Source organism: Shewanella goraebulensis, assembly GCF_030252245.1.
In the GTDB taxonomy this organism is placed as follows: domain Bacteria; phylum Pseudomonadota; class Gammaproteobacteria; order Enterobacterales; family Shewanellaceae; genus Shewanella; species Shewanella goraebulensis.
The window spans coordinates 817,455-836,421 of sequence record NZ_CP126972.1; the positions used below are offsets into that span (position 1 = coordinate 817,455).

The 18,967-nt window shown below is 41.2% G+C and carries 17 protein-coding genes; 9 read left to right on the top strand and 8 right to left on the bottom strand.

Features of this window, described 5'->3' with window-relative positions:
• Positions 1-242: 242 nt before the first annotated feature.
• The 4 genes from QPX86_RS03385 to QPX86_RS03400 all read right to left on the bottom strand — a co-directional run bounded on the left by QPX86_RS03385 (position 243) and on the right by QPX86_RS03400 (position 5,062).
• Positions 243-1,646, bottom strand: a complete 1,404-nt coding sequence (locus tag QPX86_RS03385) for a tetrathionate reductase family octaheme c-type cytochrome (protein WP_285164183.1) — start codon at positions 1,644-1,646, stop codon at positions 243-245.
• Between the two features lie 44 nt (positions 1,647-1,690).
• Entirely contained in the window at positions 1,691-3,433 is a 1,743-nt protein-coding gene (locus QPX86_RS03390) for a DUF3373 domain-containing protein (RefSeq protein WP_282167640.1), read from the bottom strand.
• Between the two features lie 162 nt (positions 3,434-3,595).
• Entirely contained in the window at positions 3,596-3,925 is a 330-nt protein-coding gene (locus QPX86_RS03395; RefSeq protein ID WP_220752717.1) for a c-type cytochrome, read from the bottom strand.
• 417 nt (positions 3,926-4,342) lie between these two features.
• Entirely contained in the window at positions 4,343-5,062 is a 720-nt protein-coding gene (locus QPX86_RS03400) for an SDR family oxidoreductase (protein ID WP_285164186.1), read from the bottom strand.
• 193 nt (positions 5,063-5,255) lie between these two features.
• Here QPX86_RS03400 and QPX86_RS03405 point away from each other — a divergent pair, with 193 nt between their 5' ends.
• Complete coding sequence (locus QPX86_RS03405) at positions 5,256-6,164, top strand: LysR family transcriptional regulator (RefSeq protein WP_220752715.1); 909 nt, start codon at positions 5,256-5,258, stop codon at positions 6,162-6,164.
• Between the two features lie 121 nt (positions 6,165-6,285).
• Entirely contained in the window at positions 6,286-7,512 is a 1,227-nt protein-coding gene (locus tag QPX86_RS03410) for a conjugal transfer protein TraF (RefSeq protein WP_220752714.1), read from the top strand.
• Positions 7,513-7,680: 168 nt separating this feature from the next.
• Here the strand turns inward: QPX86_RS03410 and QPX86_RS03415 are convergent, their stop codons facing one another.
• Positions 7,681-8,421 carry a sulfite exporter TauE/SafE family protein gene (locus QPX86_RS03415; RefSeq protein ID WP_220752713.1) on the bottom strand — a complete coding sequence of 247 codons (741 nt, stop codon included), beginning with the start codon at positions 8,419-8,421 and terminating at the stop codon, positions 7,681-7,683.
• A gap of 132 nt (positions 8,422-8,553) precedes the next feature.
• On the bottom strand, positions 8,554-8,871 hold the full coding sequence (gene metJ, locus QPX86_RS03420) for a met regulon transcriptional regulator MetJ (protein WP_102526657.1): 318 nt from the start codon (positions 8,869-8,871) through the stop codon (positions 8,554-8,556).
• A 221-nt stretch (positions 8,872-9,092) separates the two neighbouring features.
• On the opposite strand from metJ, the gene metB reads away from it, so the two are divergent.
• From metB to QPX86_RS03455, 7 genes are all read left to right on the top strand, one after another.
• Positions 9,093-10,253, top strand: coding sequence for a cystathionine gamma-synthase (metB, locus tag QPX86_RS03425; RefSeq protein WP_285164189.1), 1,161 nt, complete (start codon positions 9,093-9,095; stop codon positions 10,251-10,253).
• A gap of 189 nt (positions 10,254-10,442) precedes the next feature.
• Positions 10,443-12,836, top strand: coding sequence for a bifunctional aspartate kinase/homoserine dehydrogenase II (locus QPX86_RS03430; RefSeq protein ID WP_285164190.1), 2,394 nt, complete (start codon positions 10,443-10,445; stop codon positions 12,834-12,836).
• A 284-nt stretch (positions 12,837-13,120) separates the two neighbouring features.
• Positions 13,121-13,714: a c-type cytochrome gene (locus QPX86_RS03435; protein ID WP_285165130.1), complete on the top strand. Its 594-nt coding sequence runs from the start codon at positions 13,121-13,123 to the stop codon at positions 13,712-13,714.
• 9 nt (positions 13,715-13,723) lie between these two features.
• Positions 13,724-14,779 (top strand): c-type cytochrome, encoded by a 1,056-nt coding sequence (locus QPX86_RS03440; protein ID WP_285164191.1) that lies wholly within the window; start codon positions 13,724-13,726, stop codon positions 14,777-14,779.
• A gap of 169 nt (positions 14,780-14,948) precedes the next feature.
• Complete coding sequence (locus tag QPX86_RS03445; protein WP_220752709.1) at positions 14,949-15,200, top strand: cysteine-rich CWC family protein; 252 nt, start codon at positions 14,949-14,951, stop codon at positions 15,198-15,200.
• Between the two features lie 524 nt (positions 15,201-15,724).
• Positions 15,725-17,089 carry an alanine/glycine:cation symporter family protein gene (locus tag QPX86_RS03450; protein ID WP_285164193.1) on the top strand — a complete coding sequence of 455 codons (1,365 nt, stop codon included), beginning with the start codon at positions 15,725-15,727 and terminating at the stop codon, positions 17,087-17,089.
• Positions 17,090-17,161: 72 nt separating this feature from the next.
• The gene (locus tag QPX86_RS03455) at positions 17,162-17,560 is read left to right on the top strand and encodes a hypothetical protein (protein WP_285164195.1); all 399 of its coding nucleotides are present in this window, start codon (positions 17,162-17,164) and stop codon (positions 17,558-17,560) included.
• A gap of 69 nt (positions 17,561-17,629) precedes the next feature.
• Here the strand turns inward: QPX86_RS03455 and QPX86_RS03460 are convergent, their stop codons facing one another.
• Positions 17,630-17,806, bottom strand: a complete 177-nt coding sequence (locus tag QPX86_RS03460) for a hypothetical protein (protein WP_220752731.1) — start codon at positions 17,804-17,806, stop codon at positions 17,630-17,632.
• A 331-nt stretch (positions 17,807-18,137) separates the two neighbouring features.
• Positions 18,138-18,830 carry a TorF family putative porin gene (locus QPX86_RS03465; protein WP_220752706.1) on the bottom strand — a complete coding sequence of 231 codons (693 nt, stop codon included), beginning with the start codon at positions 18,828-18,830 and terminating at the stop codon, positions 18,138-18,140.
• Positions 18,831-18,967: the final 137 nt, after the last annotated feature.

The following is an 18,967-nucleotide window of genomic DNA, read 5'->3' on the forward strand; positions in this document are numbered from 1 at the left end:
AAATGCTAAAGGTCATTAATTCAACAATTAACGCTAGTTCTAGTTTGAAAGTTGAATGTCGGGAAAGGGCGTGTTTGATTGAGAACAATTATGTTTGTTGATCGATTTATAGAGATATAGATTGAGATAAAGGTGGAAGGGGCAATGGAAAGGAGTGCTTGTAGCACTATATATAAAAAACTGCCCTCTTTGCATTGGGCAGTTTTCAAGTTTAGACCTTCTTTTACCTTAAATCGGGTTGGTTAGTCTGTCGTTGCATGTTTCTTTATCGACTTATTTTTCATTGGATCGCCTTCATAGCCTAATGCTTTCCAATTCATACGAGTGCCTTTATTGTGACAATCATTACAGTTTAAAGCCTGCTCTGTTGGGGCAACCATATGATTGATACGCCACCACATTTCAGTCTCAGCAAAACCATATTCGCCACTGTATTTTATGCCTTTATCTAGCATCGCTTGATTGGCCTGCATGCCAAGTTTAGCGGCTTTATTCCAATCAAATGTTTTCCAATAACCGCCTTTACCAAAGACTTTAGCTGTGATGAGAATGTTTTGTTTGCTGTCATAAATTTGCTTACCAGTATGCACTTTAAATGGATATATCTTGGCTTTTTTATCATTGATATCACCGAGAGGGTAAGTCAATTTAGTGACCACTTTGGGGTCCATTTTATCGCCAGTCATATAGGCATCAGCCTTACCGTTATACCAAGCATATTGAGGTTGAACATTTTTAGCCCAAACAAAGTTACCTTTCTTTTTCATGTAGGTATGTTTGCCGAACTCATCTTTGGTTTGCTCAATATCTTGTCCTGCCGTTGACCAATCCCAGCTCATTTTGGTGGGTTCATTTTTAGCAAATTCAGGAATATGACAGGTTTGACATGCGATGCTGCTGGTATGGCTATTGAGTCGTTTATTGTCATGTGGAGCGGCTTCATGGCAATTTTCACAACCAATATCACTCATGCCTCCTGGTGATACTCCCATAGCATTACCTGTGATTTGATGACTCTCTGTTGTATGACAAGTTTGGCATTGGAAGTCATTTCCATCAGTATCCATATGCACATCAGTGACTTTATCAGGGTAAGACATAGAAGAGTCTAAATCGCCATGTTTAACCCCATCGCCACCGCCGCCATAGAAGTGACAACTACCGCAATTATCTCGAACTGGGGCACCGACATTTTGGGCCACTCGTTCAAGATTAACTTTGGCGAGCACTTCGCCTGCACCTGCAGGATCTTTAACATAAGTGCCTGTTGTGTCGTGACAAATTAAACAGTCTACTTTGGTCATGTCATTGAAATCAAAGCTGTCATCTTTCCAGCCGTAACCAGCATGACAACTAGTACATCGAGGCTCATTGCCTGAGACGGCGATACAAAAGTTATTAATGGCATTTTTTTTGCCACGTTTGACGGTGCGCCCTGGCAGTTGTTGCTCAAGCTCCCATGTCCAATGAGAAGATTTCATCACGTCTTTAGCATGATCTTCATGACATTCGATACATTGACTTGTGACTTCACTGCCTTGAGTAAAAGGCCCTTCTATATAGTCTTTATGTGGATTAGCTGCACTGGCAAATAAGCTAAAGCAACATAATCCACCTGAAATTAAGCTGATTAAGAGTGTTTTCATATAGGACTCCAACCCTCAGCGATCGCTGAGGGAAGTTATTAGCATTAGAAATTAATAGTAAGAGATGCATTAACGTCGTAAGCGGTATCGACGACTGGCAGCATTGAGTAGGCTGTGCCTGCAACAACATCATCCACTTTTTGTGGTTTGCCAACAGGCGTGCCGCTGCCTGTATATTCAAAGTCGTAATAGAGCCCTGCGAGTTTAATAAACATTCTCGGATTGATATCAAACATGTAATAGGCTTCAGCCACATGTCCTCTGGTAGCCAGTTTACTGCCAATAGGATCATCTTGAGCTTGGGTGAAAGGAGTCCAATATTCAGAACCATAGTTATATTCAAGGCCAACTTTACCGTAAGGTGCTGGGATTTGTACGCCGACATAAATTCCGTAGCCGTCTTTGGCATCATTTTCTTCAGCTGCTGAAGGCATCATGATAATTTCACTAGAATCTGCATTTAATTGAGCTTCAAAAACAGCATCAGTTAGCATGCCGCCAAACATACCTGCATTGCCATTACCATCGGCGCGGGTCCATCCTCCAGATACGAACCACTTCACGTCATTATCTTCTTCGCGAGCAAAGCCAATACCACCTAAGAACATATCGCCAATGACATCGCTAGGCTGCACTCGAGTGACGAAGTTGAAGTCCTCAAACTTTTGCATGTCTTGATACATGGTTGGAGCAAATATTTCAGCCAATTGAGTTGGAAAAGCCATAGTGCCTTTAAAGCCATCATTGACATCTTTTGCGCCAAACAAGGTAAGTTGAAGGAAGTTTTTACCGTCGTTAACAACATCAATATTAAAGCCACCTAAGTGAGTGTCTTTAGTGACGATATCGCCAAACATTTCGCCATTTCCCCATTGGGATTCGAATCCTTGACCGTAACAAAAGCGAACCACTTGGCCTTCAACACCAGTGATATCACTTAGGTGATAACCCATAGTGGCGCCATCAAAATTAAAGTTAACTAAATGACCAGAAGGTGTGCCGCCGCGTTTTTCATTTTCCCGGTACTGGGTTGGTGGGCCATAAGTTGAAGGTCGACGTCCTATGGATAAATACAGTGGTGAACCATTAATATTTTTCCAATCAAAATAGGCGCGTTCAACTCTTAGCCAGTCGCCGCTTGGGTTGCCGCTATTGGTGCCATCCATAGTAAACGACCGCCAAGAGTCAAACACTTGTACTCCCGTTGAATCTCCCCAGTTCTTAAACATACTCAGACGACCAGCAAAGCTGACGTTGTCCCATACTTTGGCTTTAAGGTTCAGTCTTAAACGAGTGGTGTAATATAGGTCGTTATCAATATCTTGTACGGACTTGGGCGACAATACGTAAGGCATGTTGCCTTGAAGTTGTCCATTTTGAAAAGCTGTCGCTAAGTTGGGGTTAGCCGCCATCATTTTTGCCAATGGTGAGTTAGCATCATCGGGCATTCCAAACTCGCCTGCCATCGCCTTGGCACCAAAATCGTTAAAGTCGACATTAATAGCAGGGTTCCAAGTGACATCTTGGTAGTGAAGTGAATGAACTTTAGTTCTAAAGTCGCCAGTGATTTCTATTCTATCTAATGCTGTGTGACGCTCATTTTTATCGACTCGGTTGTTGATATCATCAAGTTCATCATTGATATCGACAAGCTGTTGTTTAAGCTCTGCTATTTTTTGTGCATCGGTTTTATTAAGACTATCTCTTTGTATATCAACATCATTAGCATAAGCGCTTGCTGATAACATCAAAGCATTAGCAACTAATAGTGAAATTAGAGTACGCATAACATCTCTCCTTTCGAATGAGCAGCTCTTACATAAACTGCCTTCGATTGATGTTGGAAATCCTCAGTTTTGCTAAATTTAGGCAGCATGAAGCCCTGAGATAATTCCCATTTTTTCATTAATTTATTGAATTAGAAGTGTTTTACAGTCTAACTGGGTTACCTAACCACAGGTTTGTGGTTGGTCTGAATCCGCTGCATGGTCATATAGGAACTGTTGGATATCTAATAGTTCTTGTTCATCCAAGGCATTGAATACTTCAGCTTTTGCTTTGTGTTTATTACGCTTAAAAAAACGGTCCCATTGGCTCATAGTCTTGCTCATTGGGGTTATCTCTCCACCTTCATCGCCTACGCCATGACAAGCCTTGCACTCTTTTTTATAGAGGTGTTTGCCTTTTTTAGGATTACCTCCATCAGCAGCTTGAACTTGTGATCCAAAACATAAAGCGAGGGTGACACATACGAGTATTTTATTTATTTTTTTCATCATCATTTCCTTTGTCTTACTTTGTACTGAGTTAATGGGCTTAGATATTTATGTATCTGGCTTGTTATTAAATTTAACAGTTGTCAAAAAAGGAATTGTTGAGTTTGATCAAGTAAATCATAAAAATCTAATTGATAAAAATATCATTGATAAAAATCTAATGTATTGAGGTCTGTGTGTTTTTGTTGTTGATAAATAAAGGGTATTTTCTTTTTTATTAAGAGGGGGGAGTATTGTTTAATGCTTGCTATCGCTTTTGAAGGCAGGTTTTAGATCACACTTTTAATATTTAACTATCTCTAAAGTGATACTTGGTGGTTGCATAAAAGTAAATGTGGGGAAGGATGCAGCAGAAAGTGTGCACTGTTTTAGTTACAGTGCACATTGATTAATGTGTCTATTGATGTTGTCGGTAAGCTCTTATGGTTGCTGACGAGTTGGAGCTAAAACGATTTCACGAACACAAACATTTTGTGGCATTTCGTAAGCAAATACAGCTGTCTCAGCAATATGTTCAGCAGCTAATACACCGCCCATTACTTCTTTCCAGTCTGCGTAACCATCTTTAATGTCTTGGTTGGTGGTATGGCTCAATAGCTCTGTTTCAACTGCACCAGGAGCGATAGTGACCATACGTACATCATCCATTGCGACTTCTTCGCGAATGTTCTCAGTTAGTGCGTGTACTGCAAATTTTGTCGCACAGTATGCTGCGTGATTCGGGAACGTTTTACGACCTGCAATAGAGCTTACATTGATAATGGTACCTGTTTTGCGGGCTTTCATATCAGCAAGTACACAGTGAATACCATTCAAAACGCCCATCACATTGACGTTGAGCATTTGGCTCCATTCAGCAGGTTCTTGAACATCAGCTTGGCCTAGTAACATCACACCAGCATTGTTAATTAAGCAGCCCACTGGTCCAAATTTTTCTTCTGCAGTGGCAATAGCTTGCTTCATTGCTGTAGCGTCAGTCACATCAACACTGATTGATAAGCTGTTTTCTAGTTGTAGCGCCTGCATTGGTTCAATGCGACGAGCCAGCAATAATAGAGGGTGGCCTTTTGCACTAAATGCTTTAGCCATTGCTGCACCAATACCTGAAGATGCGCCTGTAATTACGATAAGTTGTTTCATTATGTCGACCTCTGTTTGTAAGTTGCGAGAATTATAGTGAGCTTTTTATTGTTGATATATAATCAATAAAGAACATAATTGTTTACATATGGCTTCTAATGCGCCAGCGTTAGCGGTGAGTCATTGACGTATATAGACGATGGATACAGCAGAACTGTTACCGTCTTACCTGCAAATGGATATTGAGTGTTAAATGAATACAGAAATAAATTTAGTAGATATCCGTGCTTTTGTGGTGATTGCAGAGCAAGGTAACTTTACTCAAGCTGCAGAAGTATTGGGCTGTTCACGCTCGCACTTATCTAAACAATTATTGAGTTTAGAAACATTTCTAGGTGTCAGTCTGATTATTCGCACCACCAGAACGCAACGATTGACAGATCAGGGCGAGCTATTTTTACAACAATGCCAGCAAGCGTTACATCAAATTGAGCAAGCTGTGGCTACCACAGTAGATAGTGCGGAACGTCTTAAAGGCAATATTTATATTAATTGTGTGGGAGGGATTTTAGGCGAAGAAATTATCGTGAAGTTGGTCAATGACTTTATCCAACTCTACCCTGATATCACTATCGACTTGGATTTTAGCAGTCAACGAGTGGATTTGATTGAAGATCATTTTGATGCGGTGTTTAGAATGGGCGAATTGGCAGACTCGGGCCTTATTGCCAGAAAGTTGATGGATATAAAAAACTGCACCTTAGCATCACCTGCATATCTTGGAAAATATGGACAGCCGACACACCCGAACCAACTCAATAAGCATGCTTGTATCGTAGGTTCAATAAATCACTGGCGTTTTGAGCAACTAAGCTCAAACAAAGACGGCGTAGAAGTAGCGATTAAAGGTAGCTTTAGATGTAAAAATGGCCGCGCGATGAAAATCAGTGCGTTAGCGGGTAACGGCATAGTTAGGTTGCCGTATTTGTATTGCTCTGAAGAAATTCGAACCAATGAATTAGTCGAGGTATTTAGTGATTGGCACATACCAGATACGCCGTTTTATGTGCTTTATCATAAAGATAAATTTCAACCTGAACGTTTAAAAAAATTTATACAATTTACCCATGAAAAATTTAAAACTTATCTGCCTGATTTATAGATAGATCTTTTTAGAGACAGACAAAAGACTCTGTTTTACTGGTTTGCTGCTAAGTGATTAACATCACATTTTTTAATATTTCTACTATCTTTATATAACAATAAAAATAGGGAAATGATGGATGCTAAAAAGGCTAGCGCTACCTTTCTGTTTGTTCATGCTTGCCAGTAATGTGCAAGCTAGCGGGCTTTATTTTGAAGCTCGCAGCGACAGTATGGGTGGTACTGGTGTTGCTGCATCTAACCGGGTTGGCGCAAGTTTTATTAACCCTGCTTTATTGGCCATTCTTACTCCGCATGCCACCTATACCAATGAAGAAATAAAGAAGACGCAAGCGTTTTCTTTATTGCTGCCAGCCGTTGGCGCCGAAGGTGCTGATAGCGATAATATGATTGATAAATTTGATTCGCTGCAAGACTCTTATGATGGTCTTGAAGCTGCAATTAATAGCGGTGATTCCAGTGACGTTGAAACCTTTCGAGATGACTTAGTTGTTGATTTGGAGTCACTAAAAGGCAATACCGCCAATGTATCTGCTGGCATTGGCGCAGCTTTTGTTATCCCTAATGAGTATCTGCCTATGGCGGTGTTTTATAAAAGCTACCTAGATGCTGTTGGGGTTGCGGATATTGCTCAATCAGATATAGATACCTTGAGTACACTTGACCCGCTTAATCCGCCAACGGAAATCACTGACTTAGACTCTCAAGGCGTGGTGCTGGCGGGTGGAGTCACTGACTTTGGCGTGGCATTAAGTTTCCCATTATCGATCGTAAATATGCCAGTAAGAGTGGGGATTTCACCTAAGTTTCAGCGTATAGATACGTACCACTACTCTGTCAATGCCAATAACTTTGATGCCGATGATTTTGACGATGATAAATATCGCAATGATGAGAATTTATTTAATCTCGACATTGGTGTCGCTTTTGAGCCAATGGATGCTTTGACCGTTGGGTTATCTGCGCGAAATGTATTCAGTAAATCCGTTAAAACAGTTGAGTCACAAGGGCGTGAATTTCATTATCAAGTTGAGCCGCTTATAACAGCTGGAGCCGCATATGATTGGGCGTCAGTGACCCTAACCACAGATATTGATTTGGTAGACCAGACTCGTTTTAAAGAACTTGATGCGGTGCAATATTGGCGAGTTGGCGGTGAAGTAAAAGCAACAAATTGGTTGTCTTTGCGTATGGGGTATCGTCATGACCTAAAAGATAATAATGTTGATATTTACTCTTTTGGTACTGGTTTTGCCATTGGTCAGGCTTTTAAGCTTGATATGAGTGGTAGCTATGGCGAAGATGATGCCATAGGCGCTGTGCTTCAAACCTCTTATCATTTCTAGCCATTTTCTAGCATCTGTTTTGGTGTAACATCTTTGTGATTGCATTAACCTCTGCTTACTTCAATGTCGCTAAATCAACTAAATCAACTAAATCAACCTTTACGCTTTACATTTAATCTATACGATTTATTCAATTTTTGCGGCTTACTCAATTTAAAGGTTATTGTTTTAGCTCGCAAAGAGTTCGATTAATGATTTTATGGTTAACACTAAGGCGCTCAATCCACATAATACAAGCGTTGCCATGCGCGTTTTCTGTTTGTCGACTTTATTGCTAAGTTTTCCTGCCACGTAGCTGCCTAAAAATACCGATGGTAATAGCATTAATGACAGCCAAACATGTTTGGTTTCAACCAAGCCAACAATGACCAGAATCACCATAGCTATCATCGAACTGAATACAAAGAAAATAGACAATGCTGCGCGAAATTGTGGCGCGTCTTTTCCAGCTAATAGAATAGCCAATGGTGGACCACCAATTGCGGCTATATTGCCAAAAACCCCCGATAGCACTCCAGCAATAAATAAGGTTATACGATTAACGGGGGCGGTAATTTTGTAAAAACTGAGAATGACTGCTGAAGCAACAATAAAGGCAATGGCGAGACCTAATACTGATTGCGGGGCAAATACCAGTAAGGCAGCGCCGAGAAACCCACCTGGAATACGCCCAATCAAAGCATATTGCAGACCATTAAATTGTAGCGAAGTGCGTTCCCGTAGCAAGGTCAAAAAGGCAATGGAAAACCCACAGGCAATAACTGGTACTGGGACGAGTTGAGGGTCAATAATATAAAGCAGGGGACTTGCAACAACCGCTAAACCAAAGCCGATAAGGCCTTGGGTTAATGCGCCAAGAAATATAATAACCGATGCAAGCATCAAGGTTTGCGGATCGATAAATGCCATATACTTCTCTATGAGTACGAGGTGACTCAGAAATCGCCATATTACATTGGGTAATATGGCGATGTGGGTGAACTAAACTAATGGGGCTTACATCGGAACATAAGCTCAAGATTCATTTAGTTACAGCTTAACTTAGTCGTCTAAGTCTTCCCATTCAATACCCATTTGATCCATTAATGCTTTTGCTTCACTAGGGATGCTGTCAGGGCCTTCTTTAGATAAGTCATCATCATTTGGCAGTGGCTGACCAGTGTATGCGTGTAAAAATGCTTCACATAAAAGCTCACTGTTGGTCGCATGACGCAAGTTATTCACCTGACGGCGAGTACGCTCATCGGTCAATACTTTTAATACTTTTAAAGGAATCGATACCGTGATTTTTTTAACTTGTTCATTTTTTTTGCCATGTTCGGCATATGGGCTGATATAGTCGCCATTCCATTCAGTCATTAACTCACCTTTATACGATAGATTCGTGGCAGATTTTAACTGCTTATTTATTACAGTCAAATTATTGCTGCTATTCTATAACGAAAGCAAATAGATTTCTTTATGTTTAGACGTCTAAACGTCTAATTTGTGTTGACGATCAGATTTAGCTTAGGTACATTTAGCCATCTAGACATCTCTTTGCTGTTTTATTTTAGTGTGTCAATCTTTAGGAGCTTATTATGACCAAACATCGTGCTGCTACACTTGCCGTTCGCCAAGGTATCGAATCAGATACTCAATATGGCGCAGTAGTCCCGCCGATTTATCTTTCGACCAATTACTCGTTCGATGGACACACAAACCCAAGAGAGTTTGACTATAGCCGTTCTGGCAACCCGACTCGTTGCGTGTTAGGTGAGGCAATTGCCAAGCTTGAACATGGTGCGACTGGTGTAGTGACATGCACAGGTATGGCGGCGATAACCTTAGTTACCAGTTTATTGGGGCCAGAAGATTTAATTGTGGTTCCCCACGATTGTTACGGTGGCAGTTACCGACTGTTCACTAATCTTGCCAGCAAAGGTCAATTTAAATTAGTCGTTGTTGATCAAACAGACGAAAAAGCACTGGCTGATGCCATTGCTAAAAAGCCAAAAATGGTTTGGTTAGAAACACCTTCCAACCCTTTATTACGAGTGGTAGACATTGAAGCAATTGTGGCAGCAAGCCATGAGGTTGATGCGCTAGTAGTGGTTGATAACACGTTCCTTTCACCTATATTACAGCAGCCATTAGAACTAGGCGCAGACATTGTGATGCATTCAACCACTAAATACATTAATGGTCACAGCGATGTGGTTGGTGGCGCAGTCGTTGCTAAAGATGCAGAGCTTGGCGAATTACTGCATTGGTGGTCTAACACATTAGGCCTGACCGGTTCAGCTTTTGATAGTTACTTAACCCTACGCGGTATTCGCACCCTTGCAGTGCGTATTCGTGAGCATCAAACTAATGCTCAACGGGTGATTGAGGTACTACAAGCAAGTAATGTTGTTGAGAAAGTCTACTACCCAGGCTTAAAAGACCATCCAGGTCACGATATTGCAGCCAAACAACAAAAAGGCTTTGGCGCTATGTTAAGTTTTGAACTTAAAGGTGGCGAAGCTGAAGTGGTGGCATTTTTAGGTGCCTTGTCGATTTTCAGTGTTGCTGAAAGCTTAGGCGGAGTGGAAAGCTTAGTTGCCGTACCTGCAACCATGACCCATAGAGCAATGGTGCCAGAAGCCCGCTATGAAGCTGGTATTAAAGATACATTATTGAGACTATCTGTCGGTATTGAAGATGCTGAAGATTTGGTTACCGATATTCAAGCTGGGTTAGCTGCTGTAGCAGAACTTTAGTCGAGAGCGTCGTTAAACAGTCTTAAGTTGAACAAGTAAGATTTGGTTACCGATATTCAAGCTGGGTTAGCTGCTGAAGCAGCATTTTAGGCGAGAGAATCGTTAAACAGTCTTGAGTTGAACAAGTAAGATTTTATTGCCGCCATGCTAAGTTTGCGTGGTAGTTTGAAGTGGTTTAAGGAGTTACAAATGACCCGCAGTCATTTACATAAGTTTGGTGGTTCAAGTTTAGCTGATGCTGATTGCTATCGCCGCGTCGCACATATTTTGCTGACTCATGGCAATTGTGATGATTTAGTCGTTGTGTCAGCTGCGGGTAAAAGTACTAACTTTTTGTATAAGTTATTGTCGCTAAGAGAAGCAGGCGAACTTTGGCAAGAAGAACTGCAAGTGCTGGTAAGTTATCAGCAAAACCTTATTGAACAGTTACTTTCCAATGAGCAAGCTCGGGATTTACGCGAACGCTTGTCAACGGATAAATCACAACTCATCAGCTTGCTATCTTTAGAGCAGCGAAACGAATTTCAGCTTAACCATGTACTGAGTTTTGGCGAGCGTTGGTCAGCAAGGTTGATGGCGGCGCTTTTGCGTGAGTCAGGAGTAGCAGCAATCAATGTTGATGCCTGCTCGATTCTTGTGGCTGACGAAGGTGTTGTGCCTAATATTCGCATTGAAGAGTCCCGTCAAAGAGTGCAAACACTTCTTGAAGCACACCCTGATGAGCGTTTGGTTATAACCGGCTTTATTTGTGCTAATGAGCACAATGAAACCTTGTTACTTGGCCGCAATGGTTCTGATTACAGCGCCACCCTTATTGCGAGCTTAGCGGATATTGAGCGGGTGACGATTTGGACGGATGTTGAAGGGGTATTTAACGCTGATCCCAATAAAATCAGTGATGCAAAATTATTAAATAGCATGTCACTTGTTGAAGCTGATCGTCTTGCTCATCTGGGCTCTCCAGTGCTGCATAACCGCACTTTACAACCATTATTTGATACCAATGTCAGCTTAGCAGTACGTTCAAGCTATGCATCACACACAGACTTTACTTTAATCGCGCCACAAAGCTCATCGGCCAGTGCGCCAGTGGTGACTAACCTTAATGAAGTGGTGTTGTTTCGAATTAAGCAGCTGTCTCAAGCTCAAGATTTAATTGCCGTATTAGCTCAAGAAGGCATTGCGCCATTAGCCTACTGGACTTCTGCCCACCATAAGGTGGAATTAGCCTTTACGCTTGAAAATCAGAAGCAGGTTCATAGTTTACTCGAATTACATGCTGAAGCGTTGGCAATCAGTGATATTCGTGTGAATAACGATTTAGGTCTAGTGGCACTCGTTAGCGCTGACGCTGAGCACTATCGTCGCAGTTTTGCTCGTCTGCTAAGTCGTGACGCTAAGCCGTTATATCAAGATGGATTGAGCTTGGTGACATTAGTGCCTAAAGCTCAAGTTAATTTACTGACTCAAAAAGTGCATCGCCGCTGCGCAGGCCCGCGTATGCGAATTGGAGTGTTGCTGTTAGGTGTGGGTAATATTGGTGAGGCCTGGATTGATTTATTCCAGCGCTCATCAACTGCGCTAAACCGTGAGCTAGAAGCTACCGTGCAGTTAGTTGGCTTACTTAGTTCAAAAGAAGCGCTAATTTGTCCACAAGGTATTGATATTAATAACTGGCAAGACAGTTTCGATACCACAGCCCAAAAGTGGGACTACCCGAGCTTATTTGAGCAGCTAGAACAACTTGATTGTGATGAGTTAGTGGCATTAGATATCAGCGCAAGTGCGAGCTTAACGCTGCAGTATCCTGAGTTATTTGCTCGTGGCATTCATATGGTGAGTGCCAATAAACTTGCAGGCTCCGGACCATTGCCGTTTTATCGCGAGTTAAAGCAACAACTCAGTAATCGCCGCTTGTTTTGGCGTTATAATGCCAGTTGTGGTGCGGGACTGCCGATTCAGCATGCGTTAAACGACTTGCGTAATAGTGGTGATGCGATTGAGGCTGTAGGTGGTATTTTCTCTGGTACCTTATGTTGGTTGTTTGAACATTATGATGGCCAAAAATCGTTTTCAGAATTAGTGGTTGAAGCACGAGGGTTGGGGATAACAGAGCCCGATCCTCGAGACGATCTTTCAGGAAGAGACATGCAGCGCAAGTTGCTGATCTTAGCCCGAGAGATTGGCTTTGATATTGAGCTTGAAGATATTGTTTTAAACTCGTTAGTGCCTGCAGAATTAGCCGATTTATCTCTGGATGACTTTCTTGTCCGTATTAGCGAATTAGATCAAAGTATGTTGCAACAATTTACTGCGGCTTCTGAACAGAACAAAGTACTGCGTTATGTAGCATCACTGGATAAAGTGGATGGCAAGATGCATGCTGAAGTGGGTATTCAATGGGTTGATTCCAATCATCCTTATGCCAACTTAACTCCTGGTGATAATGTGTTTGTTATCCGTAGTGCATTTTATCAAGGCAATCCGCTGATTATCCGAGGACCTGGCGCTGGCAGAGAAGTGACGGCAGCGGCGGTGCAATCTGACTTAGTGCAGATTTGCAAAGACTTACTGCAAGAGTAAATCGTGCTGTAGTTCAGTTTTACATTAATTATTAAAGGCTTATTCCTAATAGGAGTAAGCCTTTTTTTGTGACTAAAAACTTGAGATAAAACGATTATATAACGCTCAACACATCTGTACGAAAAACAATCTATTTAAGCATGTCATTTTTGTTTATAGTGGTATTAAGTCGGAGATGGATTTCAACAAGAGGCTGATAAATGAATAAAAATAATCGTTTAAAGGATGACTGTTTGACGAGTGTAAATTCTGCCGTTTGGGCTAGTATCTTTTTAAGCAGTGTCATGAGTTTTAGTGCGATGGCTACTATTCCTGATGAATCACCCAAAGAGTTATTACAAAAGGTGCCAGCAGCTGCACAAGTTTGTCTTAGCTGTCATGGTGTCAATGGTGAAGGGCTCGGAGTTGCAGGGCCTCGTCTAGCTGGGTTATCCAGCGAGTATATTGCCACGCAAGTGAGCCATTTTCAGACTGGTTCACGTCAAAACCCAACAATGATGGCTATGGCGATGACAGTCCAAGGCGATAACATCAAAGTAGTGTCGGACTTTTTTGCATCAAAACCTGTTACAGCTATTAAGTTGCAATATCGCGGTGATAAAGTGGTTATCGACGATATTGGCGAGAAACTGGCATATCAAGGTGATTGGCAACGGGATATTCCTGCTTGTACCAGTTGCCATGGTCCGTCAGGTATTGGCGCGGGTCAATTCCCCCGATTAGCTGGTCAAGAACCCACCTACTTTAAAAATCAATTATTGGCATGGCAAACAGGCACCCGTACTGGGGATGCTGACAACATGATGGGCAATATTGCTAAAAAGCTCACCGCTGCAGAAATTGATGCATTAACCCAATACTTTTCGGCTCAGAAATAAGGACATACTATGAAGCTATATTACTTTTCAGTGGCTGGTGTGTTCCTAAGTTTGGGATTATCAGCAACAGAGTTACCTGATAGACAAGCGCAACTTCCTTCTGTTGCAAAAGATGCTAATGCACAATATTTAACGCCAAGTGAACTATCTACTATTCCCAAGGGCGAATTTGGTGACAAAGTCAGAAAGGGTTATCAGTTATTTGTGAATAGTCAGCAAATGCGCGATACCTACGTGGGTAACGAATTAAACTGTGTTAATTGCCATATGAATGCAGGTAATAAGGCAAATGCTTCACCGCTTTGGGGCGCTTATTTGGCTTATCCTGCATATCGTAAGAAAAACGATAAAGTAAACTCTTATGAAGAACGTATTCAAGGCTGTTTTACTTATTCAATGAATGGTAAAGCGCCAGAATCTGGCAGTGAGTCTTTGGTGGCCATTTCAGCTTATTCTTATTGGTTAGCCATGAGTGGATTAATGAATCAGTTTGGCATTACTGGCCCAGTACCTGAAATGACTGATGGAGAGCTGCTTAAGGGCGGTAATAGAGAAGATTTTCCTTTACCTGATGCGGTCACTTCAAAGCTCGATCAAAAAGCGCTCACAATGTTACCTGGGCGAGGTTTTCCAAAGTTAGCTAAGCCTGAATTGGCTTATTCAGTACAGCGCGGTGAGACCGTTTATCAAGCCCATTGTCAGGCATGTCATGGTGATGATGGCCAAGGCTTGAAGATGGCTGAAGTCAGTTCATTACCACCATTGTGGGGACCACAAAGTTATAACTGGGGGGCTGGTATGCACCGAGTTAATACTGCAGCTAATTTTATATATGAAAATATGCCGTTGGGTAAAAGCATGCAGTTAACGGTGCAGCAAGCTTGGGATGTCGCAGCGTTTGTTAATGCTCATGAACGTCCACAAGACCCAAGGTTTAAAGGTCATATCGCTGAAACTCAAGCCAGTTTTCATCAGCATGATGGTTTTTATGGCAAGCCAAGCCCAATAGATGCAAGTGTCACCTTAGGCGTAGAAGCTTACCCAATATTCCCAGCATCGCAATAAACGAAAACTTTTAGTTAGTAAATTTTTGTTAGTAAGCTTTTGTTAGTAAAGAATCGGTGCTTTTGCACCGATTTTTTGTTTTATACTCTGGGCTCATAATTAAGCGCAGTTAAGTAAAGTTAACCAATCTAAACTCATACTCTATGGGTTTGAAATGAGGAGAGCCTCAATGGCACAAGTCCCCCCAGTACAGGTATTTCAACCAAATGATAAAGCAGTTGACTTGAAAGAGGTGAGTGAATCATTAATTTGTCCAATATGCTTTAAACAAAATCAGTGTGCGGTAACAGCGGGTTTATCGATTGAAAGTTGCTGGTGTTTGACTCAGTCAGCTGAAAAAAAAGTGGATCCGAAATTATTATCTGACTTATCAGGCAAAGCCTGTGTTTGCCAAGACTGCTATAAAAAATTAACTCAATAGACGAGCAACAAACGCATGTAACTTGGGTCTTTAGCGGCCAAATGAATTAGCCGATGATTATCATGTTGGTGTTGGTGTTGGTGTTGGTGTTGGTGTAGATGTTGATGAACTTTGAAACCGCCTTATAGTAATGACTTACAAGCAGGGCTGATAACTTGCAGATGATACTTAATAAATAATTTTCCCCTTCTGCTTTGCTCGTAAGCCATACAGCTTTGCCTTGTTAATAAGCCTGCTTTGAAAGCGGCAATATTAAAACTATTGCAAAAGGCACTATCATATTAGAAGTGCCTTTTTTAATAATTTAATCCAATCAATCTGCTGATTTAATACAGTTAATGAGTTAATTTTAGATGATTATCGCGTTGGTGTTTCCAATTTGTGTGTAATGCAGGTAATCTGAATTCTCTTCTTTTTTGCTTGATGCAAATACGGGACATAGTTGCTGATTAAAACTTAAGTGATAACAACAACTAACAATAATGAAAATAACAATAAATACTTAACTCATTATGAGGTTTTAGATGGAACAGGTTACAGCATTTGTAAACACGGTTAACGGCATCGTATGGGGCGTTCCCATGTTGGTGATGATTTTAGGAGTGGGATTATTTTTATCCATTGGATTGAAATTAATGCCAATCCTAAAATTAGGCACAGGTTTTAAGCTGTTATGGTCAGGACGCGGTGAGTCAGGCAAAGATGAAAAAGGCGAAATTAGCCCTTTCAATGCATTAATGACCTCACTATCAGCAACCATTGGTACAGGTAATATTGCAGGTGTGGCAACAGCCATATTCTTGGGTGGCCCAGGCGCACTATTTTGGATGTGGTGTACAGCGTTAGTCGGTATGGCAACTAAGTTTGCAGAAGCCGTATTAGCGGTAAAGTTCCGTGAAAAAGACGGTAACGGTAATCATGTCGGCGGGCCGATGTATTACATAAAAAATGGTCTTGGCAGTAAGTGGGCTTGGTTAGGTACAGCATTTGCCGTTCTAGGTTCACTTGCTGGTTTCGGTATTGGTAATACGGTGCAAACTAACTCTGTAGCTGATGCGATGAGCAGTAATTTTGGTGTACCCAATTGGGTCACAGGTTTAGTGTTAATGGTATTAGTTGGTGCTGTACTAATGGGCGGTATTAAGCGTATTGCAGATGTTGCAGGTAAATTAGTACCGTTAATGACTTTATTCTATATCACGGCAGGCTTAGCGGTATTAGTGGTCTATGCAGACCAAATTCCGGCTGCATTTCAATTAATTATTCACAGTGCTTTTAACCCCGTTGCTGCTCAAGGTGGTTTTGCAGGTGCGGCTGTTTGGGCTGCGATTCGTTTTGGTGTCGCCCGTGGTGTATTTTCAAATGAAGCTGGCTTAGGTAGTGCGCCTATCGCCCATGCTGCAGCACAAACTAATGAACCTGTTAAACAGGGGTTAGTTGCAATGCTAGGTACATTCATTGATACCATCATTGTCTGTTCTATTACAGGCTTGGCAATTATCGTTTCTGGCGCTTGGACATCAGGCGAAAATGGCGCGGCATTAACATCATTTGCCTTTTCCCATGCATTGCCTATGGGTAATTATATTGTTGCTATCGCTCTGGCTGTATTTGCATTTACCACTATCCTAGGCTGGAGTTTTTACAGTGAAAAATGTATGCAGTACTTGTTTGGTGACAAGGTAGTAAAACCGTTTAGATTAGTGTGGACTCTCGTCGTACCTATTGGCGCAGTGAGCTCTCTTGAATTTATCTGGTTATTGGCGGACACGCTGAACGCTATGATGGCAATTCCAAACTTGATTGCGCTCGCATTATTGAGCCCTGTGGTATTTGCCCTAACACGTGAGTACTTTGCTAAGCAGAAAGCGCAAGCTTTAGAAAACTAATTAACCTCTAGCTAGTTTGATGTTATGGCATACACAGGGGAGTGTATGCCTTTACTTTTAAAGGGATATTAAATGATAAAACTCAATAGAAAAGCGATACAAACATTCAGCGGATTACTTATTGGAACAGCACTTCTAAGTGGTTGCAATGGCGTGTCATTTAGAACCAATGCAGATCAATATATTACCTATCAAGCAGTAGCCTCTACTGTTGAGGTATATCAACCGAGCGAACTTTATAACCACGACAACGAACCATTAGGTGAAGTGGTGACAACATTTTGCGCCAGCACCCGCGAACAAATAGAATTTGGTGCGCCTAGTTTGAATACTTTGCAAAAAGAACTGAAAGTTCAAACGAAAGAAAGAGGCGGTAATGCGCTTATTATTACTGACTGCGGTGAAATGATTTATCCAGCTTGTTCTATTTATTTAGAATGCAGTGGACTTGCTTATTTTTTAAAATCGTAATGATTAAAAGTGCAGCTAGCTTAATTAACTCACTTATAAAAATCTCGAGCAATAAGTGAGTTAATTGATTCAAAAAAACTCATCATCAAGATTTTTTCGTAATTCTGCCTGTTCTAAATAATCATCTAGACGTCGTTTAACCTGCCTTTTACGTTCAATTATTTCTGCTGAACGTTTGTTTCTAGGCGTGACCATAGCTTCAATTTCAGTGTCATTGGGAATGGTTTCAGTAATATTGGCCATCATTCTACCCTCTATGTCATTGTTAACTGACGATGCTGAGCCAGTGCTCAAACAAGTGTGAAAAGCGAAAGGTAAATCTGCCCTGAGTGTCACAGGTTACTTGGTGCCAGCAACGTCAATGTTTAGTAAAACGATAAAGTTTGGCTAATAGACATAAGCGAAAACATCAAATTAGCGACATAATTTGAATGTAGCAGCTATTTAAATATTTGCTTAGTTGTAGAATTGAAAACTTTTATTTTTGTCATTAAAAACGCCACTCAAATGAGTGGCGTTTTTTGTGCTTAACATGCTTAAATCAAGCTTTCATAATTTTGAAAGCGTTAATTAAGTCTTATAATCCAAAGCTATATGAGTAACCTAGTACAATTTTAGCATCATCTTCGTCTAAGTCAGTATCTGATGCAGTAAATGAAACTGTACCGTAATCAGTATCTGCACTGAGTGAAACATTGTATTCTGAGTAGCTATCTGTACCGAACCAGCTTGTGATGACATCACCATCTGAGTAACCGTAATGCACGCCCAGTGATAACTTTTCAGTTAATGGGAAGGTTAGGTTAGCTTGCGCATACATCATGTCTTTTGAATCTAATGGTTCAGCAGCGATATCATCTCCGCCATTCACTGTATGAGAGTATGAAACATCTAACCATTTCCATGCTAGACCAACAGTCACTTCACCAAAATCTACGCTACCAGGAGAGTCTGGGTATGCGTAATAAAGATAATTGATGTCATAGCTTAAGTCTTCTGTGATATTGCCACCGTAACCAGCGTAAATATCCAGCTCGTATGAGGTGCCGTCACCAAAGTCGACATTTGAAGCCCAACCGCCAACATAAAAACCAGAGTCTGCAGCATAATCAATGCCACCTTGAACTGCAGCGCCATTATCTGTTTGGCTCACACCACGCCATAGGTAGTTAGATGTCGCACCAATATTACCTGTAACTTCAGCTAATGCTGATCCACTGAGTAATAAACCTGTTGATAGCGCAATAGCTTTATATAACGATTTTTTCATTTTTCATTCCCTCAAGTTTTTCTTATTCATTGCACCTATTGCTTGCTCATCGGGCAGCTTGGTTCAATGTTGATTTTATCTGTATGAGGTGTTGCTAATGGTGTGCCATGTTTAAAAATGCATTAATATCATGAGGT